Source organism: Pseudomonas sp. MDT2-39-1 (assembly GCF_054898085.1).
Map to the genome: position 1 here is coordinate 3289355 of NZ_CM142716.1, position 21680 is coordinate 3311034.

Annotated in this window: 22 protein-coding genes; 7 read left to right on the forward strand and 15 right to left on the reverse strand. The window is 59.3% G+C overall.

All coding sequences use genetic code 11. The features are described from left to right. The first annotated feature begins 54 nt into the window (after positions 1-54). The gene (locus ACYZTM_RS15660; protein WP_461983326.1) at positions 55-825 is read left to right on the forward strand and encodes a MetQ/NlpA family ABC transporter substrate-binding protein; all 771 of its coding nucleotides are present in this window, start codon (positions 55-57) and stop codon (positions 823-825) included. A gap of 152 nt (positions 826-977) precedes the next feature. Here ACYZTM_RS15660 and ACYZTM_RS15665 read toward each other — a convergent pair whose 3' ends face one another. From ACYZTM_RS15665 to ACYZTM_RS15685, 5 genes are read right to left on the reverse strand one after another with little or no spacing between them, the layout of a single operon-like run. Further along, complete coding sequence (locus ACYZTM_RS15665) at positions 978-1613, reverse strand: SCO family protein (RefSeq protein WP_131059104.1); 636 nt, start codon at positions 1611-1613, stop codon at positions 978-980. Next, a complete protein-coding gene (cyoE, locus tag ACYZTM_RS15670; RefSeq protein WP_461983329.1) occupies positions 1610-2509 on the reverse strand; it encodes a heme o synthase in 900 nt (299 codons plus the stop codon). Before cyoE ends, ACYZTM_RS15665 begins: the two co-directional genes overlap by 4 nt. After that, positions 2497-3576, reverse strand: a complete 1080-nt coding sequence (locus ACYZTM_RS15675; RefSeq protein WP_461983331.1) for a COX15/CtaA family protein — start codon at positions 3574-3576, stop codon at positions 2497-2499. The genes cyoE and ACYZTM_RS15675 overlap by 13 nt, the downstream gene beginning before the upstream one ends. A 10-nt stretch (positions 3577-3586) precedes the next feature. Next, the gene (locus ACYZTM_RS15680) at positions 3587-4180 is read right to left on the reverse strand and encodes a hypothetical protein (protein ID WP_461983333.1); all 594 of its coding nucleotides are present in this window, start codon (positions 4178-4180) and stop codon (positions 3587-3589) included. After that, the gene (locus ACYZTM_RS15685) at positions 4146-4886 is read right to left on the reverse strand and encodes an SURF1 family protein (RefSeq protein ID WP_131059108.1); all 741 of its coding nucleotides are present in this window, start codon (positions 4884-4886) and stop codon (positions 4146-4148) included. Before ACYZTM_RS15685 ends, ACYZTM_RS15680 begins: the two co-directional genes overlap by 35 nt. Before the next feature lie 70 nt (positions 4887-4956). Here ACYZTM_RS15685 and ACYZTM_RS15690 point away from each other — a divergent pair, with 70 nt between their 5' ends. After that, positions 4957-5160: a twin transmembrane helix small protein gene (locus ACYZTM_RS15690; protein ID WP_094469789.1), complete on the forward strand. Its 204-nt coding sequence runs from the start codon at positions 4957-4959 to the stop codon at positions 5158-5160. A gap of 4 nt (positions 5161-5164) precedes the next feature. Here the strand turns inward: ACYZTM_RS15690 and ACYZTM_RS15695 are convergent, their stop codons facing one another. The 4 genes from ACYZTM_RS15695 to coxB form a co-directional block, all read right to left on the reverse strand. Then, entirely contained in the window at positions 5165-6052 is an 888-nt protein-coding gene (locus tag ACYZTM_RS15695) for a cytochrome c oxidase subunit 3 (protein WP_131059109.1), read from the reverse strand. 25 nt (positions 6053-6077) lie between these two features. Further along, positions 6078-6629: a cytochrome c oxidase assembly protein gene (locus ACYZTM_RS15700; RefSeq protein WP_461983336.1), complete on the reverse strand. Its 552-nt coding sequence runs from the start codon at positions 6627-6629 to the stop codon at positions 6078-6080. Between the two features lie 204 nt (positions 6630-6833). After that, the gene (ctaD, locus tag ACYZTM_RS15705) at positions 6834-8426 is read right to left on the reverse strand and encodes a cytochrome c oxidase subunit I (RefSeq protein WP_131059111.1); all 1593 of its coding nucleotides are present in this window, start codon (positions 8424-8426) and stop codon (positions 6834-6836) included. An 82-nt stretch (positions 8427-8508) separates the two neighbouring features. Further along, positions 8509-9636, reverse strand: a complete 1128-nt coding sequence (gene coxB, locus ACYZTM_RS15710; RefSeq protein ID WP_131059112.1) for a cytochrome c oxidase subunit II — start codon at positions 9634-9636, stop codon at positions 8509-8511. 371 nt (positions 9637-10007) lie between these two features. Here coxB and ACYZTM_RS15715 point away from each other — a divergent pair, with 371 nt between their 5' ends. Further along, complete coding sequence (locus tag ACYZTM_RS15715; protein WP_461983339.1) at positions 10008-10658, forward strand: hypothetical protein; 651 nt, start codon at positions 10008-10010, stop codon at positions 10656-10658. A gap of 118 nt (positions 10659-10776) precedes the next feature. Here ACYZTM_RS15715 and ACYZTM_RS15720 read toward each other — a convergent pair whose 3' ends face one another. The 3 genes from ACYZTM_RS15720 to ACYZTM_RS15730 form a co-directional block, all read right to left on the reverse strand. Continuing rightward, the gene (locus ACYZTM_RS15720) at positions 10777-12303 is read right to left on the reverse strand and encodes a SulP family inorganic anion transporter (protein ID WP_461983341.1); all 1527 of its coding nucleotides are present in this window, start codon (positions 12301-12303) and stop codon (positions 10777-10779) included. A 90-nt stretch (positions 12304-12393) separates the two neighbouring features. Further along, on the reverse strand, positions 12394-13125 hold the full coding sequence (locus ACYZTM_RS15725; protein ID WP_131059115.1) for a carbonic anhydrase: 732 nt from the start codon (positions 13123-13125) through the stop codon (positions 12394-12396). Positions 13126-13367: 242 nt separating this feature from the next. Beyond that, complete coding sequence (locus ACYZTM_RS15730; RefSeq protein WP_461983343.1) at positions 13368-14426, reverse strand: PA0069 family radical SAM protein; 1059 nt, start codon at positions 14424-14426, stop codon at positions 13368-13370. A gap of 222 nt (positions 14427-14648) precedes the next feature. Between ACYZTM_RS15730 and ACYZTM_RS15735 the strand changes: the two genes are divergently transcribed. Continuing rightward, entirely contained in the window at positions 14649-14951 is a 303-nt protein-coding gene (locus ACYZTM_RS15735) for a hypothetical protein (RefSeq protein WP_461983345.1), read from the forward strand. Between the two features lie 235 nt (positions 14952-15186). Then, positions 15187-15834 carry a phosphatase domain-containing protein gene (locus ACYZTM_RS15740; protein ID WP_461983347.1) on the forward strand — a complete coding sequence of 216 codons (648 nt, stop codon included), beginning with the start codon at positions 15187-15189 and terminating at the stop codon, positions 15832-15834. Positions 15835-15842: 8 nt separating this feature from the next. Here the strand turns inward: ACYZTM_RS15740 and ACYZTM_RS15745 are convergent, their stop codons facing one another. The 3 genes from ACYZTM_RS15745 to prlC all read right to left on the reverse strand — a co-directional run bounded on the left by ACYZTM_RS15745 (position 15843) and on the right by prlC (position 20333). Then, positions 15843-17885: a M3 family metallopeptidase gene (locus tag ACYZTM_RS15745; protein WP_461983349.1), complete on the reverse strand. Its 2043-nt coding sequence runs from the start codon at positions 17883-17885 to the stop codon at positions 15843-15845. A 112-nt stretch (positions 17886-17997) separates the two neighbouring features. Further along, the gene (locus ACYZTM_RS15750) at positions 17998-18285 is read right to left on the reverse strand and encodes a YheV family putative zinc ribbon protein (protein ID WP_131059120.1); all 288 of its coding nucleotides are present in this window, start codon (positions 18283-18285) and stop codon (positions 17998-18000) included. Then, positions 18282-20333, reverse strand: a complete 2052-nt coding sequence (prlC, locus tag ACYZTM_RS15755) for an oligopeptidase A (protein WP_461983351.1) — start codon at positions 20331-20333, stop codon at positions 18282-18284. The genes ACYZTM_RS15750 and prlC overlap by 4 nt, the downstream gene beginning before the upstream one ends. A gap of 89 nt (positions 20334-20422) precedes the next feature. On the opposite strand from prlC, the gene ACYZTM_RS15760 reads away from it, so the two are divergent. Together ACYZTM_RS15760 and ACYZTM_RS15765 are read left to right on the forward strand one after the other, a co-directional pair. Beyond that, complete coding sequence (locus ACYZTM_RS15760; protein ID WP_131059122.1) at positions 20423-20968, forward strand: gamma carbonic anhydrase family protein; 546 nt, start codon at positions 20423-20425, stop codon at positions 20966-20968. Between the two features lie 25 nt (positions 20969-20993). Beyond that, complete coding sequence (locus ACYZTM_RS15765; RefSeq protein WP_131059123.1) at positions 20994-21644, forward strand: HAD family hydrolase; 651 nt, start codon at positions 20994-20996, stop codon at positions 21642-21644. The last annotated feature ends 36 nt before the right edge of the window (positions 21645-21680 follow it).

The window sequence follows — 21680 nt, forward strand, 5'->3', positions numbered from 1 at the left end:
CCGGCCATTCGCTGGCAGGCGCCGAAGACAGGCGCCTCACATGGAGTTAGCTGAATGAAAAAACTACTCGTCGCGTTCGTAGCCGTTGCAGCGTTTTCCGCTCACGCGGATACCCTGACCGTCGCAGCCACCCCGGTTCCGCACGCCGAAATCCTCGAATTCGTTAAACCTGCCCTGGCCAAAGAAGGCGTGGACCTGAAGGTCAAAGTCTTCACCGACTACATTCAGCCGAACGTGCAAGTGGCCGAAAAACGTCTGGACGCCAACTTCTTCCAGCACCAGCCGTACCTCGATGAATTCAACAAGGCCAAGAGCACTAATCTGGTTGCCGTTGCCGGCGTGCATCTGGAACCGCTGGGCGCTTACTCCAGCAAGTACAAAGCGCTGACCGAGCTGCCAGGCGGCGCCAACGTGGTGATCCCGAACGACGCCACCAACGGCGGCCGTGCGCTGTTGCTGCTGGCCAAGGCTGGCCTGATCAAGTTGAAGGATTCGAACAACATCCTGACGACCGTGAAGGACATCACCGAGAACTCCAAGGACCTGAAGTTCCGTGAACTGGAAGCCGCGACCATCCCGCGCGTGCTGACCCAGGTCGACCTGGCGCTGATCAACACCAACTACGCGCTGGAAGCCAAACTCGACCCGTCCAAGGACGCGCTGGTCATCGAAGGCAACGACTCGCCTTACGTGAACATCCTCGTTGCCCGTCCGGACGACAAGGATAGCGAAGACATGAAGAAACTGGTTGCTGCGCTGCACAGCCCGGAAGTGAAAGCCTTCATCCTCGAGAAGTACAAAGGCGCGGTACTGCCGGCGTTCTGATCTGCCGCTTGAACGAAAAATGGGGCGCATCGAATGCGCCCCCTTTTTTTGTGCCTTGAAACACCGACCCTGTAGGAGCCAGGCTTGCCGGCGAAGGCGTCCATGAAATCGCCTTCGCCGGCAAGCCTGGCTCCTACGGGAAAGCGGGGTGCCTATTTGCGTTTGAGCATCACCGGCAACTGCGCCACCAGTTTCTGGTTGTTCAACGGTGCGCGAATGAACCCACGCTGTGTCCCGTCCGGTCCGATTACCGCCAGGTTGCCGCTGTGATCGACGGTGTAGTTCGGCTTGCTGGTGTCCGCCGGAATGAACGGAATGCTCACCGCGTTGGCCAGTTTCTGGATGTCTTCAACCGACGCCGCCGTCAGCCCCTGGAACTGCGGATCGAAGTAACCCAGGTACTGCTTGAGCTGCTTGGGCGTGTCGCGATTCGGGTCGACGCTGACCAGGATGATCTGCAACTTGTCCACAGCCTCTGGCGGCAGTTCGCTTTTGATCTGGCGCAGCTGGGCGAGGGTGGTCGGGCAGATGTCCGGGCAGAAGGTGTAGCCGAAGAACAGCAATGACCATTTGTCTTTCAGCGCGTTGACCGCCACAGGCTTGCCGTCCTGATCGGTCATCGTCACGTTCGGCAAGTTGCGGCTTTGCGGCAGCAAAATGATCCCGGCGTCGATCAGCGCCGTCGGATCGCCCTGGCCTTTGCCGGACAGCACTTTATTGATGGTCAGGCCCAGAACCAGCGCGATCAGGGCGACGAGGATAAAGACGGTTTTCTGAGTTCGAGTCATAGGTTCAACAGTAAGTAGTGGTCTACGAGCAGCGCGATAAACAGCAGGAACAAGTAGTAGATAGAGTACTTGAAGGTGTTGATCGCCGCGTGCGGCCGAGTGCCACGGTACAGCACCACGGCCCATTGCAGAAACCTCGCGCCCAGTCCCAGCGCGCAAATCAGGTAGAGGATGCCGCTCATGTGGATCACGTAAGGCATCAGGCTCACAGCCAACAGCGCGAAGGTATACAGCAGGATGTGAACCTTGGTGTAGTGCTCGCCATGGGTCACCGGCAACATCGGAATGTCGGCCTTGGCGTATTCCTCTTTGCGGTGAATGGCCAGGGCCCAGAAGTGCGGCGGGGTCCAGGCGAAGATGATCAGCACCAGCAACAGTGGTTCGGCGCTGACGTGGCCGGTGGCGGCGGTCCAGCCGAGCAGCGGCGGCGCAGCGCCAGCCAGGCCACCGATGACGATGTTTTGCGGCGTCGCGCGTTTCAGGAAACCGGTGTAGACCACCGCATAGCCGAGCAGCGAGGCCAGGGTCAGCCACGCCGTCAGCGGATTGGTGAAGGCCAGCAGTATGGCTTGCCCAAGCACCGCCAATACCAGGGCAAATGTCAGTGCCGCCGTCGGCGAGACTCGACCTTCTGCCAAGGGACGTTTGTGAGTTCTGGCCATGACCGCATCGATACGCCGGTCCACCACATGGTTCACCGCCGCCGCACCGCCCGCACACAAGGCAATTCCCAGATTGCCGAACACCAGCACCGTCCACGGCACCCCGGCGCGGGTCGCGAGAAACATCCCCACCAGCGAGGTGATGAGCATCAGCACCACCACTTTCGGCTTGGTCAGCTCCAGGTAGTCACGCCAGATCGCCTGGCTGTGACGTTCGCCGATCAGAGTCGCCATGGCATCTCTCCTTTTATTGTTATGGGCCCGGCTGAATGTAGACGCGGGCTGAACCGCCAGCGTGCAGGGTGTTGCTGTTTGACCCGAACCAGGCTGGTCCGCGCGTGATAATTGACCAGCACCATTGTCAGTAGCAGCGCTGCGCCGCCGGCGTTGTGCGCGACGGCGACTGGCAGCGGCAGGTGAAAGAGAACGTTGCTGATGCCCAGCGTGATCTGCGTCGCGAGGGCAATCAGCACCAACCCTGCCAGGCGCGTCATGCCGACCATTTTCAGTTGCCAGGCCAGACCCAGCAGCACGAGCGTCACCAGCAATGCCCCGATACGGTGAGTCAGATGAATGGCCGTGCGGGCATCGCTGTCCAGTTGCCCGCCGAGGTAATTGGGGCCGATGTGTTGCGTCAGGTGAAAACCGTTGGCGAAATCAGCCGGTGGCAGCCATTCCCCGTGGCAGGTCGGGAAGTCAATGCAGGCCACCGCCGCGTAGTTGGAACTGACCCAGCCACCGAGGGCGACTTGCAGGATCACCAGCAGCAATCCGGCCGTCGCCCAGTGCTGCAAGCGCCGTGGCACGGTCAGCGCCGGCAGTACGCCGGACAGGCGCAAGGTCAGCAAAAACAGCAGGCTCAAGGTCGCAAAACCGCCGAGTAAATGACCGGTCACGACTTGCGGCCAGAGCTTGAGCGTTACCGTCCACATGCCGAACGCCGCTTGGGCGATCACCACCGCCAGCAGAAACAACGGCAACTTCACCGGTTGGCCCGGATGACGACGATGCACCCAGGCGCGACCGGCCAGCACCGAAATCAACAACCCCAGCGTGCCGGCAAAGTAGCGGTGGACCATTTCGTTCCAGCCTTTGTGGGTTTCGACGGGCGCATCGGGAAAGTGCAATTCGGCATGGGCCAACTGGGCTTCACTTTTCGGCACGCTGATAAAACCGTAGCACCCCGGCCAGTCCGGGCAACCGAGGCCGGCATGGGTCAGGCGGGTGTAGGCGCCGAGCAACACCACAATCAGTGCCAGCAAGGTGGCAAACAGCGCGAGGCGAAATCCAGGTTTGGCCATGACGATGCCCTTATCCGATGTTCGACAGTTTCAGCAGGTGACGCAGGTCGTTGAGCAGGTCCTTACCCTTGACGGTCGGGTCGTAGCGCAGCACCAGATTGCCGTGGGGGTCGATGATCCACAGTTGCGGCGCGGTCTTGTCCCCCGATGTTTTGGTGAAGGGGGTCAGGTCCATGGGATAGCGCTGCAATTGCGGGTATTCGCGGGTCAGCTTGGCGTCGTAATCGGCCGTCAGCGGTTGGGCCGCGGCCAGGGCGTGACTGGCACGCCCGGCATCGCGGCCGAGACCGATCTGGATCTGCCGCGCCAGATAAACCAGCTGCTGGCAGTCCACCGAACATTCCTTGGGCGCCGTGACCAGCAATTGCCAACGCTCCTCTTGCGCCTGCACGCCAAGGTCCGCACGGGTCTGGCCGTTGCCGATCAGTTCTCCGTGATAACTGCGGCCCTCCGGCACCCAGAACTGCAATTTGTACATGCCGGTGGCGAGGATCATCGGACCGATCACCCCAAGCAGGATCAGCATTAACTGCAAGCGGCCTTTGCGCCGACTTGCCGGCGTTTTCGCCTCAGACATGCTGGGTGGATTCATGGCCGCTCCCATGGTGTTTCTCCTTTGCGTTGTGCCAGCCGAGATAGAGATAAAGGCCGAACAGGGCGATCGACATGGCGAACCACTGCACGGCATAAGCGATGTGTTTTTCCGGCCCCATGGCCACCACCGGCCAATCGGCCTGGTAGGACGCGGGGCCGGTTTCTGCGCGTAATTCGTAGGCGAAACCTTCGCGATCGAGGGACTTCCATAGCTTGGCCGGTTCGACGGCAGTGATCAGTTGTGGCCAGCTGGTGGAGCTGGGGTCGGCGTGCAATTGGAAGGTGGCGCCGGGGGAGACGTAGACCCAGGCATCGAGACTCAACGCCTCTTTGGGTGTAGTGAATTGCGGCGGGTTGCGCCGATCCGGCCACGGCAGCCAGCCGCGATTGACCAGCAGCCAGAGCCCGGTCGCCTGATCCTGAAACGGTTGCAGCAGCTCGACGCCGACTTTGCCGTCACGCTGACGGTTATCCAGCAACAGGCTGTGCGCGGCATCGAACTGGCCGTGCAGTCGGACCCGGCGAAAGGCCGGATCCTCGGTGTGTGGCAGCTCGGTGCTGGCCATCGGCTCCGCCGCCCGGCGCTCGGTGTAGCTTTGCAACAGCGCACTTTTCTCCGCACCCCGGCTCAATTGCCAGAACCCGAGTGACACCAGCATGGGCAGCAACAACGCGACCACCAGGGTCGGCACGATGCCCGGCCGAAAGCGCTTCATGGCGTCGCCAGAAAGTCAGTAATCGCGATAGCTATACTCAAGTGCATCGCCTTTCCCCCGGAGTCTCACCATGCTCAAAGCAGCCATCGTCCTGATGCTGATTGCCACGGTTGTCAGCCTGTTCAGCGGCCTGTTTTTTCTGGTCAAGGACGACAGCAGCTCGAACCGCCTCGTCATTGCCTTGAGTGTTCGTGTTGCGCTGGCCGCCATCACCGTCGGCTTGATCGCCTGGGGTTTTTTCAGCGGCCAGCTGGTTTCTACTGCGCCTTGGTAAAGCCTCAGAGTACGTAGACGAAAACGAACAACCCGATCCACACCACGTCCACGAAGTGCCAATACCAACTCGCCGCTTCAAACCCGAACTGGTGCTCGTTATCGAAGTGCCCGCGCATGATCCGCATCAGCATCACAAACAGAATGATGGTGCCGATGGTGACGTGGGCGCCGTGGAATCCGGTGAGCATGAAGAACGTTGCGCCGTAAATGCCGGAACCCAGGGTCAGGCCCAGTTCTTGATAGGCGTGGATGTATTCTTCGGCCTGGAAACCAAGAAATGCGCAACCGAGCAATACGGTCAGCGCCAGCCAGATTTTCAGCGCGCCGCGATGGCCCTTTTTCAAAGCGTGGTGAGCGATGGTCACGGTGACGCTGGAACTGACCAGCAGCACGGTATTGAGCAGCGGCAGGCCCCACGGGCTGATAACGTCCTTGGGCGCCGGAAAGAGTTTCGGGTCCGGGTTATTCAGCAGCGGCCAGGCGAACTGGAAGTTCGGCCAGAGCATGTGCGCCAGGCCTTTCGCGCCTTCACCGCCGAGCGCCGGACCGGACACGTGCCGCACATAAAACAGGGCGCCGAAGAACGCGATAAAAAACATCACCTCCGAGAAGATGAACCAGCTCATGCCCCAGCGAAACGAGCGATCCATCTGCGCGCTGTACAACCCTTGGCGACTTTCCTTGATCACCGTTCCGAACCAGCCGAACAGCATGTACGCCAGCAGCAGGCTGCCGACGAAAAAGATCAGCGGGCCGTGGGATTCCGGCCGCGCAGCCTTCAGGTCGTTGAACCAGGTGGCCAGGCCCAACACCGTGACGAACATACCGACGGTGGCGATGATCGGCCATTTGCTTTGGGCCGGTACGTAATAGTGTTCATGAGTTGCCATTTATTGTTCTCCTTATCGGGCACGCTCAGCCGCCAGTGTTTACAGCCACCGGTGGATGTCGGGCGGTGATATCGAACAGCGTGTAGGACAGCGTCAGGTGCTTCACTTCCTTGGGCATGTCGCGGTCAACGATGAAACGTACCGGCATCTCGATCCGTTGACCGGGCTGCAGCACTTGCTGGGTAAAGCAGAAACATTCCGTCTTGTGGAAATACGCCGCTGCATTGCTCGGCGCGATGCTCGGCACCGCTTGAGCGCTCATCGGGCGATCGGTCGGGTTATGCGCGATGAAAATCATCTCGCTCACGGCTCCCGGGTTGGCCGTCAGTTCGTCACTTTTGGGATAGAAATCCCAGGACATGCCGGCGGCATTGGTCGTCAGAAACTGCACGCGAACCTGCCGCGAAGTGTCGACCGTTTGTTCGCCATCGTACTGCCCGCCGGTCTTGCCATTGATGCCGAACGCCTTGCACATCACGTCGTAGATCGGCACCAGGGCAAACCCGAAGACAAACATCGCCACCACCACCAGCAGCAGTCGGGTGACCAGCTTCTTCATCGAAATCGAGTCAGCCATCGCACGAACCCTCCACCCCGAATCCTGACAAGGAAGAACACTGCCCTGTGGCGAGGGGATTTATCCCCGTTCGGCTGCGCAGCAGTCGTAAATCCATCCAACACGGTGTGCCTGATACACCAGGGTTGCAGGTTTTGGGGCCGCTTCGCAGCCCAACGGGGATAAATCCCCTCGCCACAGGGATCGCGCCAGCCGAGAGGTGTTTCATTTCACTTCCGGCGGTGTGGTGAAGGTGTGATACGGCGCTGGTGACGGAATGCTCCATTCAAGGCCTTCCGCTCCATCCCACGGTTTGGCCGGTGCTGGCGCGCCGCCGCGGATGGTCTTGATCACGATGAACAGGAAGAAGATCTGCGTGGCGCCGAACATGAATGCGCCAATCGACGACACCATGTTGAAGTCGGCGAATTGCAGGTTGTAGTCCGGAATCCGCCGCGGCATGCCCGCCAGCCCCACGAAGTGCATCGGGAAGAACGCCATGTTCATGCCGATGAACGAGAGCCAGAAGTGCAGCTTGCCGAGGGTTTCGTCGTACATGTGGCCGGTCCATTTCGGCAGCCAGTAATAGGCCGAAGCGAAGATCCCGAAGATCGCCCCCGGCACCAGCACGTAGTGGAAATGCGCGACCACGAAATACGTGTCCTGGTACTGGAAGTCCGCCGGGGCGATGGCCAGCATCAGCCCGGAGAAGCCACCGATGGAGAACAGAATCACAAACGCCACCGCGAACAGCATCGGCGTCTCGAAAGTCAGCGAGCCCTGCCACATGGTGCTGGCCCAGTTGAACACCTTGACCCCGGTCGGTACCGCGATCAGCAGCGTGGCGTACATGAAGAACAACTCGCCCACCAGCGGGATGCCGACCACGAACATGTGGTGCGCCCAGACGATGAACGACAGGAACGCAATGCTCGCCGTCGCATAGACCATCGAGGTGTAGCCGAACAGCGGCTTGCGCGAGAAGGTCGGGATGATCGAGCTGACGGCACCGAAGGCCGGCAGGATCATGATGTACACCTCGGGGTGACCGAAGAACCAGAACACGTGCTGGAACAGCACCGGATCACCACCACCCGCGGCACTGAAGAAACTGGTGCCAAAGTGGATGTCCATCAGCATCATCGTCACGCAACCGGCCAGCACCGGCATCACCGCGATCAGCAGGAATGCGGTGATCAGCCAGGTCCAGACGAACAGCGGCATTTTCATCAACGTCATGCCGGGTGCGCGCAGGTTGAGGATGGTGGCGATCACGTTGATCGCGCCCATGATCGAACTGATCCCCATCAAGTGGATGGCGAAGATGAAGAACGTCACGCTTTCCGGTGCGTAGGTCGTCGACAGCGGAGCGTAGAACGTCCAGCCGAAGTTCGGACCGCCGCCGGGGGTGAACAGGGTCGACACCAGCAGAATGAACGCCGCCGGTAACAGCCAGAAGCTGAAGTTGTTCATCCGCGGCAGGGCCATGTCCGGCGCGCCGATCATCAGCGGGATCATCCAGTTGGCGAGGCCGACGAACGCCGGCATCACCGCACCGAAGACCATCACCAGACCGTGCATGGTGGTCATCTGGTTGAAGAATTCCGGCTGGACGATCTGCAACCCAGGCTGGAACAGCTCGGCGCGAATCACCATCGCGAACGAACCGCCCAACAGGAACATGGAGAACGCAAACCACAGGTACAGCGTGCCGATGTCTTTGTGGTTGGTGGTCAGCACCCAGCGCATCAGGCCTTTGGCGGGGCCGTGGGCGTGGGTGGTGCCGGTATGAACATGGTCATCGACGACAGCAGTCATGTCCTGTCTCCTGCAAACAGATGGGCTGGGCAGGCCAGGGCGCGTAGCCCCGACCGGTTCCTTACGTGCGCAATAGACCGGGTCATTTGCTTTCCGCCTGTTTCAGCTCCAGCACTTCTTTAGGAGTGACCATGTCGCCTTTGTTGTTGCCCCAGGCGTTACGTTCGTAGGTCACGACCGCCGCGATATCGACTTCCGAGAGCTGCTTGCCGAACGCCGCCATTGAGGTGCCGGGCTTGCCGTGGAAGACAATGTTCAAGTGATCCTTGATCGGTCCGGTGGCGATTTTCGAGCCTTTGAGTGCCGGGAACATCGGCGGCAGGCCCTGACCTTCGGCCTGGTGACAGGCGACGCAGCTGGTGTGATAGACCTTGTCGCCGCGCTCTTTGAGCTCGTCGAGGGTCCATTCCTTGCTGGTCAGCTCTTTAAGTTGCAGGGCTTCGGCCTTGCGCTCGCCCAGCCATTTTTCGTAATCGGCCTTTTCCTTGACCTCGACCACGATTGGCATGAAGCCGTGATCCTTGCCGCACAATTCGGCGCATTGCCCGCGGTAGATGCCGGGCTTGTCGACGCGGGTCCAGGCTTCGTTGACGAACCCCGGAATCGCATCACGCTTGACCGCAAAGGCCGGCACCCACCAGGAGTGGATGACGTCGGCGGAAGTCACGAGGAAGCGCACCTTGGCACCAATCGGCAGCACCAGCGGCTTGTCGACCTCGAGCAAGTAATGCTCGCCCTTGGTTTCCTTGTTGTGGATCTGGTCGGCGGGGGTCGTCAGGTTGCTGAAGAACTCGACGTCCTGGCCCAGGTATTTGTAATGCCACTTCCACTGATAACCGGTGACCTGGATATCGATATCCGGCTCACTGGCGTCGTACATCTTGATCAGGGTTGCCGTCGCAGGAACCGCCATGGCCACCAGGATCAGGAAGGGCACGATGGTCCAGAGGATTTCAACGGTGGTGCTTTCATGAAATTTTGCGGCCACCTGCCCTGTGGAGCGGCGGTGGACCATCATCGACCAGAACATGGCGCCGAAGACGATGATGCCGATCACTACACAGATCCAGAAAATGGTCATGTGCAGGTCAAATACTGCGTGACTGATTTCAGTCGCTCCCGGCGCCATATTCACAGCCCATTCGGCGTGTGCCGGACTGAAAATCGACCACAACAGGAGGCCCATCCAGACGTGTGGATGTCGCATCATTGCGGGTTCCCCTTATCGTTCTTGTTATCCCGCCGGCTTTCACCTGCGGCAAGGGAGCGGCTTTTTCAGACTACGAACTTGAATCGCCGAGCCTTGCTGCGTGTGCAGTCGGGCGTCATCAGCTAACTCCATTCCCACCCGAGTATAGACAGCGACTGCTACCTCGCAACGTGATGGCGTAAATGATCTGAAACAGCTGGGACTTGTGTTCAAGGTCAAGAATGGAGAAGGATGCAGACGAGTGGCGGCAAATCGATATAACGGAGGCGTCTCAAGGATGAAACAATTATGACAAATGCGTCTTAGCATTTTTCATAAGCAAGCTAAGTTATGTCTTCCCTATTTCATTGCCTTTGTTTCCTGGAGTTTTCATGAACACCGCCGCATTGCGCGAGCAGATCCAAAAAGCCCAACAACACGAGGCCGAGACCGGCCTGCTGACTCGTCAGCTGGAAACTCAATTGCCACACCTTCACTCCGCCATCCAATTGCCGGATGTCGACGCCAACGGCGTGATGACGCGTTTTGTGGCCGCGTATATAGAGCAAGTGCCAGACCTGCTGGACGCAGCCAATGAAGTCGCCAGGGAAGCGGGCATCGAATCACAGATCAAACCGGTGCTGAAAATCGCCGAGCAGTTCTTCCTCCAGCCTCCGGCAATCATGACCGGTCATGTCGGTCTGGACAGCCTGCTCGACGAAGCCTATCTGGCGCATCGGTTGGTTGAAGAGGTGAATGACCTGTACATCAAGCATTTTGGCCAGCCATTGATCCCCTTGGACATGACTGTCGCCAACCTGATTGCCCATCAACTGATCGGCGAGGAATTCGCCAATCAACTGGATGAGGCGGTGCATCACGCCGTGGACGAGATGCTTAATGAAGACAGTTTCGCGCTGGAGTCTGTTGAGGCTTACCGCGAAAAACTCAACAGCCCGGACACCGGCGCCGCGTGGAAACGCTGGCCGTGCCTGTCGCGACAGTTGGGCGTGGGCCTGGAGCTGGATCAACCAGCCGCTTGATCTCTAGTCCGACACAATCCCTGTGGGAGCGGGCTTGCTCGCGAATGCGGTCAATCATTCAACATTAATGTCGACTGACACACCGCCTTCGCGAGCAAGCCCGCTCCCACATTGTTACCTACGCGGCTGAACCGACTCCGGTGGTCGTACGTAATCGGCCTTCCAACCTGCGCTTCAACCCCCGCGCTTCAATCAACAGCTTCGAACCCTTCGCCGCATTGGCCCGACCCCATTCCTCCAGCAACTCCAGACACGAGTGATCGATGTAGCTCAGGTTGTTGAGCGGCACATGCACCGTCGCGCCCGGTGGAATAGTCCCCAGCACTTGAGTCAGCGCCGGGACTTTGAGGAACGTAGCTGCACCCATCAATCGCAGTTCCATTTCACCGTCCTTGGGCAGGTCGATCAGGCTGATTTTCAGCCGTGAAGCCTTCCAGGCCAGTTTGGCCAAGGTCAGCCCGAAGCCGATCAGCACGCCGGTCAGCAGGTCGGTGAAGATGATTGCCAGAGCAGTCGCCGCGTAAGTGAACATCGGCATCCGGCCATAACGGCCCAGGCCGCGAAAGGCCTTGAGGTCGACCAGTTTGAAACCGGTGTACACCAGAACACCCGCCAGGCTCGCCACAGGAATGCTTTGCAGCACGCTGGACAGCAGCAATACGAAAGCCAGCAACCACAGGCCGTGGAAGATCGCCGACATTCGTGTGGTGGCGCCGGCCTGGACGTTGGCCGAACTGCGCACGATCACGCCGGTCATGGGCAGCGCACCGAGCAGACCGCAAAGCATGTTGCCGACGCCCTGTGCTGACAATTCCCGATCAAAGTCGGAACGCTGGCCACTGTGCATGCGGTCCACCGCTGCTGCTGAGAGCAAAGTTTCAGCGCTGGCGATGAAGGCTACAGCGAAAGCAGCGATCAGCAAGGTCGGGTCGGCGAGATTGAGCAAGTCGGCAGGCTTCAGCCAGTCGATGGCCTCCGCCAGATTGGCCGGGACTTCCACGCGTTTGACCTGCAAGGCGAGCATCAGGCTGGCGACGGTCGCCAAGCCTACGCCAAGCAGCGCGCCGGGAATGAAACGCAGGGAATGAGGGCGGAATTTCTCCCACAGCCACATCACCGCAATCGTCGACAGCCCCAGCAAACCGGCTTGCCAGCCCAGGGAGGGCAAGGCCTGAATCACGGCCGCCGGGAAGGTTGCCAGGTTATCCAGTCCCGAGGGTTTGGGCACGGCGTCGAGCATCACATGCACTTGTGAGAGCACGATCAACACGCCAATCCCGGCGAGCATGCCGTACACCACCGCAGGCGCCGTGACCCGAAACCAGCAGCCCAGCTTCAAGCGCCCGGCCACCAGTTGCAGAAAACCCGCCAGCAGCAAAATGGGCCCGAGCATGGCAATGCCATGCTGGCGCACCAGTTCGAACACCAGAACTGCCAGACCCGCCGCCGGGCCACTGACTTGCAGCGGTGAGCCGGCAAGCCAGCCCACCACCAGACCACCGATGATCCCGGTGATCAAACCCTTGGCCGGCGGCAGGCCCGAGGCAATGGCGATGCCCATGCACAAGGGCAGGGCGACCAGAAACACAACCACGGACGCCAGCAGCTCCCGTGGCAGAACAGCTTTAAGTTGAGCAGCACGCATGGTGACTCTCCCGAAGTTTTCTTCAGGCGTGGCAAAGCCAGGCTGCTTGATCAGCAGCCCCGGCTAAACCACACAAGGATTTAGGAGGATTTAGAAGCGCGCTTTAGGCGTCGCCACCGGAATCGGATGGCTGCCATCGAGCGGCAGGAAACACCCTTTGTCGGCGTCGTAAGCTTTGATTTCGCTGGTTTCGATGCTGTAGACCCAACCATGGATAAACAGCTGACCGTTGGCCATGCGCGAGGCCACGGAAGGGTGGGTGCGCAAATGCTGAAGCTGGGCGATCACATTCTCTTCGGTGAGGACGTGCATGCTTTCGCTTTCGTCAGCGCAATGGCAGTTTTCCTGGACCATGGTTTTTGCCACTTCGGCATGACGCAGCCAGGCTTTGACCGTGGGCATTTTTTCCAGGCTTTGCGGGTTGAGCACGGCGCGCATCGCGCCACAGTCGGAGTGCCCGCAAATGATGATGTGCTGAACGCCGAGGGCCAGGACCGCGTATTCGATGGCCGTGGAAACACCGCCGTTCATTTGCCCGTAAGGCGGCACAACGTTGCCGACGTTGCGGGTCACGAACAGGTCGCCGGGGGCGCTTTGAGTGATCAGTTCAGGAACGATGCGCGAATCGGCGCAGGCGATGAACATCGCTCGGGGGCTCTGGGCCGTGGCGAGTTTTTTGAAGAGTTCTTCCTGCTGGGGGAAAACCTCGTGATGAAAATGCAAAAAGCCGTCAACGATATGCTTCAGCGCTGCATCGGCGGTTTCCGCCTCGGGTTGGGCTGAAGCCGACGCAGCCAACGGCTGTTTATCCTTGTCACTCATGATTCATCCTCTTTGGCGGAGTCAGGGAATTGTCCCGTTTTGTCCGGTGTGAAGCCAGTGGCTGTTTAAAAAACATCCAGGCCGAACATCTCGACCCATCAGTCACTCGATGAACAAGGTATCTGCCGAAACTTAACTCAAACTGAATCAAGCGCTCTAGGACATGTGTTCCAGGTCACGAAAAACGTGACCAGCCTAATGGCCAAGCGCTTTCCCACTACTCAACAATAGGCCAATTGTCTTCAAATCAAAGACATCTGGCGACCCGGCGGACAGAAGGCGTCACAGTCCAGGTCGAATCCTTCCCGACGATTAAGCCCCAAGCGTTTAATGGCTTTGGCAAAACGTTGCGCCAACAGATCAGCAAACGGCCCTTCACCGCGCATCCGGGCGCCGAACCGACTGTCGTAGAGCTCCCCGCCACGGCTCTGGCGGATCAGGCTCAACACATGGGCGGCCCGCTGCGGATAGTGGGCGGCCAGCCATTCTTCGAACAGCGGCGCCACTTCCAGCGGCAGGCGCAACATCATGTAGGCCGCACTCTGGGCGCCGGCGGCATGCGCCTCGGCGAGCAGGCTTTCGAGTTCGCTGTCGTTGATCATCGGAATCATCGGCGAACACAGCACGCCCACCGGGATCCCGGCTTCGCGCATCACACGAATGGCTCGCAGCCGGGCCTTGGGCGCAGCCGCGCGCGGTTCGAGAATGCGTTTGAGTTCATCGTCGAGGGTGGTGAGGCTGATCATCACCGCCACCAGCCTTTGCTCGGCGAGTTCGGCCAGCAGGTCCAGATCCCGAAGAATCAGCGAGCCCTTGGTGATGATGGTCACTGGATGGCGGTAACGCAGCAGCACTTCAAGGGTCTTGCGGGTGATTTTGTGTTCGCGCTCGATCGGCTGATAGGGATCGGTGTTGGAACCCAGGTTGATTGGCGCGCATTGATAGCCGCGTTTGGACAGCTGTTCTTCCAGCACATCGGCGGCGTTGGTCTTGGCGATAAGCTTGGTTTCGAAATCGAGCCCGGGTGACATGTCCCAATAGGCGTGGCTGGGGCGCGCATAGCAGTAGATGCAACCGTGCTCGCAGCCGCGGTAGGGATTGATCGAGCGATCAAAAGGCAAGTCCGGGGAGTTGTTGCGGGTGATGATAGTTTTCGCCGTTTCGATGCGCACTTCCGTGCCCTGCGTGACCGGCGCTTCCTGATACCAGCCGTCATCCTCGGCCACCGAGCGATTCGGGGCGAAGCGGTTGTGCGGGTTGGTTGCGGTGCCGCGGCCGCGAGGGGGCAGAGGGATAGCCATCGACAGGATCCTTGAGCTGTATGTTCATACAGTATAGGGGCGCAGCCGGATAGGCCAGTGCCGTTCGGCGCCTGAAAATTGTTAATTATTGTCTAGTTGTTCGTTACTGGTGAGCTCCTTGTAATTATGAGAAACAGATAGACAGTCGCTTAGTTGTTATCAGTCGGTAGTATGCGCTGCACACGAAGTTGTCGTGTTCTAACTATTAAAAGGATTTAATCAATGTCGAATTACAATCAGCGCGGTATCTTTCTTCAACGGTTGCCCCCGTCTATCGTTAGTCCGAAAGAGGTTCGGGTTTCCATGCAGTTTGCTTTGAAGGAAGAGGGTTACGACCCGGAAAACCGCAGCGCCACTCACTCCCTGCTGGATTCGACCTTCCGCGAGGCTGTGTCGAATGACGGCGGCGTGACCTTCACAATGGGAAACACCCCTGATGTGGACGGTGATGGTGATATCGACGCGCAGGACAAGACTGTTCTGATTGCGCTGGCGAAAGCGTATTCGAAAATCACCAATCCTTGATGACTATCGAGCACATGCAACTTTGAAGTATGGGTATGAGTGTGCCTGACTTGGGTTGAATTAAGCGGTACGGAAATCCGTATCGCTTTTTTGTTGCTCGTTACTTGCCCCTGAAAAAACAAGGTGTAAACGGCCCAGTTCACGATTCTTTGACAGCTGACTCACAGGACTTTGACTGTTTAGTGTCGAAACTATGTGGCATCTAACCACCTTCTCCCCATACGGTCGTCCGAGCATGTCCCGATTGCGCCTTTTACCTGCGACATTCCTGTTGTCGCTGGCCGCCCTTTTCAATCTGACACTGGCCTGCGCAGATGAAACCGGCCCACCCCGCCCGGCGGAATGGGCTCAATCGGTCGAGGTGCAATACAACCTCTATCAAATGTCCCCGACGCTTTACCGCAGCGCTTTGCCCGACGCCGGTGCCGTACCGTTGTTGAAGAAACTCAACGTTGCCACCGTGATCACTTTTCTGCCCGAGTCGGATTCAAGCTGGTTGTCCACGCCAGGCATTGCTCAGGTGCAGCTGCCTTATCGCACCAATCACGTGGACGACGCACAAGTACTCAAGGCCCTTCGCGCCATCCACACCGCTGAATCCAATGGCCCGGTGCTGATGCACTGCAAACACGGTTCGGACCGCACCGGCCTGATGGCGGCGATGTATCGGGTGGTGGTGCAAGGCTGGAGCAAGGAAGACGCTCTGAACGAAATGACCCAGGGTGGCTTCGGTGACAGCATCCATTTCAAGGATGGCGTGCGTTACATGATGCAGGCCGATGCCGAAAAACTTCGGACCGCGCTAGCCAACGGCGATTGCAGCACCAGTCCGTTTGCGGCCTGCTCGATGAAGAGTTGGTTCAAATCTGCCCACGTTGAATAAGCATTGGCTCAACTGGCAGCGGTGGCTGGCACAGACACGAAAAAATTGTCGGCGATCGGCCGTCCGAGGAATTCTTCCAGGGCGACCAGCAGTGAGCGCGAATCGCCCGGTGAAAAAAAGGCTTCGCGAAAGGCCCTGCCTGTTTGCGGGTTGAACACCCACTCGTGCTGAAACCGTTTGAACGCCTCGGTCGCCAGTACACCCGACCATTTGTAGGCGTAAACCGACGCCGCGTATCCGGTCACCATGTAATCGAAGCTGTTGGCGAATCGACAGTAGGGCGGCAGTTGCAGGTGGGGAATCTCGCGCAGCACGTCGTCGAAGATTTGCTCAACGCTGCGTCCATCACCTTGGCTGCGGTGCAATTCGAAGTCGAATAATGCGGTCATTAACAGCTCGGCGGTTTGCCGAGTGGTCTGGGTGTGAATGGCGGTCAGCGCTGCGTCGACTCGCGCTTCGCTCAGGCGCTCGCCGGTCTGGTAATGAGCGGCCAGCCACAGCAGAAACTCACCCGACAGGCACCAAAGCTCGAACAATTGCCCCGTGAACTCTGCGGTGTCGCGTCCCAGCTGGGTAATACCCGACAGACGATGGTGAGGTGAGCGGGTAAGAATGTGCTGCAAGCAATGGCCGAACTCATGGAACAAGACGCGCAGGTCCTGATGGGCGAGAAGGCAAGGATGCTCAACATTCCCGGGCGTGAAGTTGCCATGAAGCACAGTGATCGGCAGCGTCAATCGACCTTCGGCGTCCAACCGCCGATTGCGTGGTGTGGCGGTCCAGGCGAAGTCCGGCGCTTCATCCCGATGAAAAGGGTCGAGGTAAATGTGCCCGACGACTTGGCCATGCTCGCTGATCTCGAACAGGCGCACGCTGTCATGCCAGTGGCTGAATACCGACTGCTCGACGATCTGTATGCCAAACATGCGCTCGCTGAACAGACAGAGCCGTTGCAATGTCCCGTCCAGCGGGAAGTACGTTCGCAGGTTTTTCAGCGCCCCGCCGAGACGTTGCTGGCGCAATTGCTCGGCGAGAAATTCATGGTCCCAAGGGTGGACCTCAGTCATACCGCGCTCAAGAGCTAACGCCTTGAGCGCCTGTACCTCCTGTTCGAAGTCGGGTGTCACCTGCATGATTTGCCGCCGCAGGAAACCGGTCACTTGCTCGGTGGATTCTGCCATTTCCGTTACAAGGCTGAGTTGCGCGAAGTTCTCATACCCCAGCAACCTGGCTTTCTGGTGACGCAGCGACAACAGGAACTCCAGCACCGGACCATTATCGAATTGCCCGGCGTGGGGGCCTTGATCGGAAGCCCGGGTGGAGTAGGCGACAAAGTATTCTTCGCGCAGGGATCGGTCTTCGGCATACGCCATGACTCGAGTGTAGGTGTCTTGGTCCAAGCGCATCAGCCAGCCTTCATGCCCTGCCTGTTGTGCGTTGAAAGCCAGACGCTCCAGTGTCGCCGCGGACAAACCGTTCAATTGCGTGACGTCGTCGATGCGCTTGCTCCAGGCTGCGCTGGCGCGTTCCAGGTTGCTCAGGAACATGCTTTGCAGCACACCGATGTCGCGATTCAGCCGACCCAGCTTCTGCTGTTGTTCGATGGGCAAGTGGATGCCGGACAAGCGAAACCGGCGCAGAACTTTGTGCAAAACCGCTTTGCGCGGCTCATCGTAATTCACCGCGGCCGGACTCTGCGCCAGCCGCTGATAAACCCGGAACAGTGCCTGATTGCTCATCTTTTCAGACTTGTACTGCGCGGCGGCATCGCTGCAAGTCGCGCTGGCCAGGTCCCAAGCCTTGCCCTCGCGTTTCACCATTGAGAGGGTTTCGATCACGCTCATGATCTCATCGAGGCGCGCATCGGTTTCATCAACGGCCAATACCAGATCGTCCCAGTTCGGGATTGCGGATTGGCTCGCGACAATCTCGGCAATGGCCTGGCGATTGTCAGCAATGAGGGTGTCGATGGCGGGCACCAGATGCTCGGCATGGATGTCCGTCCAAGGCGGCAGGTCCCAGTGCTGCAGCAGCGGATTGGTATCAGGCATGGCGTCTTCCTTGAATAGGGCTGAAGGAATCAGCCTAAGGAGGAAGCGCAGGGGAAGGGTGGTAAATAGATACCACCTTCCACCCCGTCAAAGGGTGGAAGGTGGCGTTGACTCACTGTTGCTCGTCAGGCTTTTTCTTTAGCTTCGGGTTCGGGAAGAACTGCACGGCCTGAACCTTGGCGTCCGGCACCTTCAGCGCCGACGTATTGACCCGCGTGCCCAATTCCTTGGGCACCGACAGGCCTTGTTCATTGAGCGTGTCCGAATAACCGCAGGCCACGCATTCGCGATGCGGGACCTCGTCTTCGTTCCACATCATCAACTTGTCCGGCTCGCTGCATGCCGGACAGACCGCGCCGGCGATAAAGCGCTTTTTCGTGATCACAGGCCCCTCACTCATGCTGCCGCGTCCTCACTCAGGCCGCTATGGCGCAAGAGTGCGTCAATCGATGGCGCACGGCCCCGGAAGTCGACGAACAGCACCATCGGCTCCTGAGAACCACCGCGCGCCAGGATTGCTTCGCGGAACGCACGACCTGTTTCGGCATTCAGTACGCCGTCTTCTTCGAACTTCGAGAAGGCGTCGGCCGACAGCACTTCAGCCCACTTGTAGCTGTAGTAACCCGCCGCGTAACCGCCGGCGAAAATGTGGGCGAAGCTGTTCGGGAAACGGTTGTAGGCCGGAGGACGCATCACCGACACCTCGTCACGCACACCTTCGAGCAGTTGCAGCACGCTGCGGCCGTCGCCGTGGGTGGCGTGCAGTTCGAAGTCGAACAACGAGAATTCCAGCTGACGGACCATCATCAGGCCGGACTGGAAGTTCTTCGCCGCGAGCATCTTGCCCAGCAGGTCCTGCGGCAGCGGTTCGCCGGTTTCGTAGTGACCGGAAATCAGCGCCAGACCTTCCGGCTCCCAGCACCAGTTTTCCATGAACTGGCTTGGCAGCTCGACCGCATCCCAGGCCACGCCGTTGATGCCCGATACGCCAGCGTGTTCAACACGGGTCAGCAGGTGATGCAGGCCATGACCGAATTCGTGGAACAGCGTGGTGACTTCATCGTGAGTCAGCAGGGCCGGTTTGCCACTGTCGGCCGGGGTGAAGTTGCACACCAGATTGGCCACCGGGCTTTGCAGCTCGCCGCTGATCGTGCGGCGACGGTCACGGGCGCCGTCCATCCAGGCACCGCCACGCTTGTTGGCGCGGGCATAGAGATCGAAGAAGAAGCGGCCGACGTGCTGGCCGTTTTCCTTGATTTCAAACAGGCGAACATCCGGGTGCCAGGCGTCGAAGCCTTTGAGTTCGGCAATCTCGATGCCGTACAGGCGCTGAACGATCGCGAACAGGCCGCCCAGCACTTTGTCGATCGGGAAGTAAGCGCGCAGTGCTTCCTGGGCAACGCTGTAACGTTGTTCGCGAAGCTTTTCGCCGTAGAAACCGCTGTCCCAGCTTTGCAGGTCCGGGCAGCCTTGTTCGGCGGCGTAGGCCTTGAGCTGTTCCAGGTCCTGAGCAGCGAACGGTTTGCTGCGTTTGGCCAGGTCGCGCAGGAAACTCAGCACCTGATCGCTGGATTCGGCCATTTTGGTGGCCAGGCTCAGTTCCGAGAAACTGGCGAAGCCCAACAGTTTTGCAAGCTCCTGGCGCAGGTCGAGGATTTCTTCCATGACCGGGCCGTTATCGTTCTGACCGGCGTTCGGGCCTTGGTCCGACGCGCGGGTGCAGTAGGCGGCGTAGACTTCCTCGCGCAGGGCACGGTCCTGGGCGTAGGTCATCACCGCGTAATAGCTCGGGAATTCCAGGGTGATCAGGAAACCGTCCAGATCTTTGGCCTGGGCCGCGGCGGCCATTTGCGCCTTGGCCGAGTCGGTAAGGCCGGCGAGGGTGGCTTCGTCGGTCACGTGCCTGGTCCAGGCTTGCGTCGCGTCGAGCAGCTGGTTGGAGAAGCGGCTGCCCAGCTCCGACAATTTGCTCTGCACTTCGGCGTAGCGCTTTTGCTCTGCTTTCGGCAGGTCGATACCCGACAGACGGAAGTCACGCAGCGAGTGTTCCAGGATAGTTTTCTGCGCCACGTCGAAACCGGCGGCTTGCGGGCTGTTAGCCAAGGCTTCGAAGGCTTCGAACAACTCACGGTTCTGGCCCAACTCGGTGGAGTAGGCGCTCAACGCTGGCAGGCAGGACTCGTAGGCTTCGCGCAATTCAGCGCTGTTGCACACGGCATTCAGGTGGCTGACCGGGCTCCAGGCCGCGCCCAGACGATCGTTCAGTTCGTCCATCGCCAGCACCAGTCCGGTCCAGGTCGGTTGTTTGCCCTGGGTGTCGAGGATCTCGATAATGGCGGCGCGGTTGTCAGCCAGGATCTGTTCAATGGCCGGTTGCACGTGTTCGGCACGGATCGCCGAGAACGGCGGCAGGTCGTAGGACTGCAAAAGAGGGTTGTTCACGCTCACGGTTGGCACCTTGGCTGGAAGAAACATGCGGCCATCTTAATTACAATCGACGCTCACCGCAGCAATCGGCAACAGAGAGAAACCCTATCGTGACCCTTCGCAAGTATCAGAACCACACGCCACTGCTGGGCAAAGGCGCTTTTGTCGACGGCTCGGCGGTGGTGATCGGCGACGTCGAAATCGGTGAAGACAGCTCCGTATGGCCGCTGACGGTAATTCGTGGCGACATGCACCGCATCCGAATCGGTGCGCGCACCAGTGTCCAGGATGGCTGCGTGCTGCACATCACCCACGCCGGGCCGTTCAATCCCGATGGCTTTCCCTGCTTGATCGGAGACGACGTGACCATTGCCCATAAAGTCATGCTGCATGGCTGCAGCGTCGGCAACCGGGTTCTGATCGGCATGGGCAGCATCGTCATGGACGGCGCGGTGATCGAGGATGATGTAATTGTCGGCGCCGGCAGCCTGGTGCCGCCGGGCAAGCGTCTCGAAAGCGGCTTTCTGTATGTCGGCAGCCCGGTGAAGCAGATCCGTCCGCTGACAGACAAGGAAAATGCCTTTTTCACCTACAGCGCGGCGAACTACGTGAAGCTCAAGAATTTGCACCTGGCTGAAGGCTACGACCAGCTCTGACCCGCGCCCTTATTCAGGATTCAACATGCATTACCAAACCGTTTTGTTTGACCTCGACGGCACCCTGACCGACCCGCGCGAAGGAATTACCCGTTCGATCCAGTTCGCCCTGAGCAAACTGGGCATTGATGAACCCGACCTGACCAGGCTCGAACACTTCATCGGCCCGCCATTGTTGCAAGCGTTCATGCAGTTCTACGACTTCGACGAGCCCAAGGCCTGGGAAGCGGTGAACCTCTACCGCGAACGCTTCAAGGTCACCGGCCTGTACGAGAACCGTGTGTTCGACGGCGTCACACCGCTGCTGGAAACCCTCAGCGGGCAAGGTCGGCAGTTGTACATCGCAACCTCTAAACCATGGGTTTTCGCCCGCGAAATCGCCCGGCACTTCGACTTTGCCCAGCACTTCAAAGTGATTTACGGCAGCGAACTGGACGGGACACGCACCAACAAGGTTGAGTTGATTGCTCACCTGATCGCCGAAGAAGGTCTGGACCCGGCCAACACCCTGATGATCGGCGACCGAAAACACGACCTGATCGGCGCGCGCAGTAATGGGCTGGATGCGGCGGCGGTTGGTTACGGTTTTGGCAGCCGGGAAGAATTGAGCGCAGAAGCGCCGGCCTTTCACTTCGAAACGCTGGACGAGATGCATCAGGCGTTTTTGCAACGCTAATTAGATCGCCTTCGCGGGCAAGCCTCGCTCAGGTCG

Bases quoted from the DNA above. Each gene is read 5' to 3' on its own strand.
- ACYZTM_RS15660 (WP_461983326.1), top strand. From the start codon at position 55: ATGAAAAAACTACTCGTCGCGTTCGTAGCCGTTGCAGCGTTTTCCGCT.
- ACYZTM_RS15665 (WP_131059104.1), bottom strand. From the start codon at position 1,613: ATGACTCGAACTCAGAAAACCGTCTTTATCCTCGTCGCCCTGATCGCG.
- cyoE (WP_461983329.1), bottom strand. From the start codon at position 2,509: ATGGCGACTCTGATCGGCGAACGTCACAGCCAGGCGATCTGGCGTGAC.
- ACYZTM_RS15675 (WP_461983331.1), bottom strand. From the start codon at position 3,576: ATGGCCAAACCTGGATTTCGCCTCGCGCTGTTTGCCACCTTGCTGGCA.
- ACYZTM_RS15680 (WP_461983333.1), bottom strand. From the start codon at position 4,180: ATGGGAGCGGCCATGAATCCACCCAGCATGTCTGAGGCGAAAACGCCG.
- ACYZTM_RS15685 (WP_131059108.1), bottom strand. From the start codon at position 4,886: ATGAAGCGCTTTCGGCCGGGCATCGTGCCGACCCTGGTGGTCGCGTTG.
- ACYZTM_RS15690 (WP_094469789.1), top strand. From the start codon at position 4,957: ATGCTCAAAGCAGCCATCGTCCTGATGCTGATTGCCACGGTTGTCAGC.
- ACYZTM_RS15695 (WP_131059109.1), bottom strand. From the start codon at position 6,052: ATGGCAACTCATGAACACTATTACGTACCGGCCCAAAGCAAATGGCCG.
- ACYZTM_RS15700 (WP_461983336.1), bottom strand. From the start codon at position 6,629: ATGGCTGACTCGATTTCGATGAAGAAGCTGGTCACCCGACTGCTGCTG.
- ctaD (WP_131059111.1), bottom strand. From the start codon at position 8,426: ATGACTGCTGTCGTCGATGACCATGTTCATACCGGCACCACCCACGCC.
- coxB (WP_131059112.1), bottom strand. From the start codon at position 9,636: ATGATGCGACATCCACACGTCTGGATGGGCCTCCTGTTGTGGTCGATT.
- ACYZTM_RS15715 (WP_461983339.1), top strand. From the start codon at position 10,008: ATGAACACCGCCGCATTGCGCGAGCAGATCCAAAAAGCCCAACAACAC.
- ACYZTM_RS15720 (WP_461983341.1), bottom strand. From the start codon at position 12,303: ATGCGTGCTGCTCAACTTAAAGCTGTTCTGCCACGGGAGCTGCTGGCG.
- ACYZTM_RS15725 (WP_131059115.1), bottom strand. From the start codon at position 13,125: ATGAGTGACAAGGATAAACAGCCGTTGGCTGCGTCGGCTTCAGCCCAA.
- ACYZTM_RS15730 (WP_461983343.1), bottom strand. From the start codon at position 14,426: ATGGCTATCCCTCTGCCCCCTCGCGGCCGCGGCACCGCAACCAACCCG.
- ACYZTM_RS15735 (WP_461983345.1), top strand. From the start codon at position 14,649: ATGTCGAATTACAATCAGCGCGGTATCTTTCTTCAACGGTTGCCCCCG.
- ACYZTM_RS15740 (WP_461983347.1), top strand. From the start codon at position 15,187: ATGTCCCGATTGCGCCTTTTACCTGCGACATTCCTGTTGTCGCTGGCC.
- ACYZTM_RS15745 (WP_461983349.1), bottom strand. From the start codon at position 17,885: ATGCCTGATACCAATCCGCTGCTGCAGCACTGGGACCTGCCGCCTTGG.
- ACYZTM_RS15750 (WP_131059120.1), bottom strand. From the start codon at position 18,285: ATGAGTGAGGGGCCTGTGATCACGAAAAAGCGCTTTATCGCCGGCGCG.
- ACYZTM_RS15765 (WP_131059123.1), top strand. From the start codon at position 20,994: ATGCATTACCAAACCGTTTTGTTTGACCTCGACGGCACCCTGACCGAC.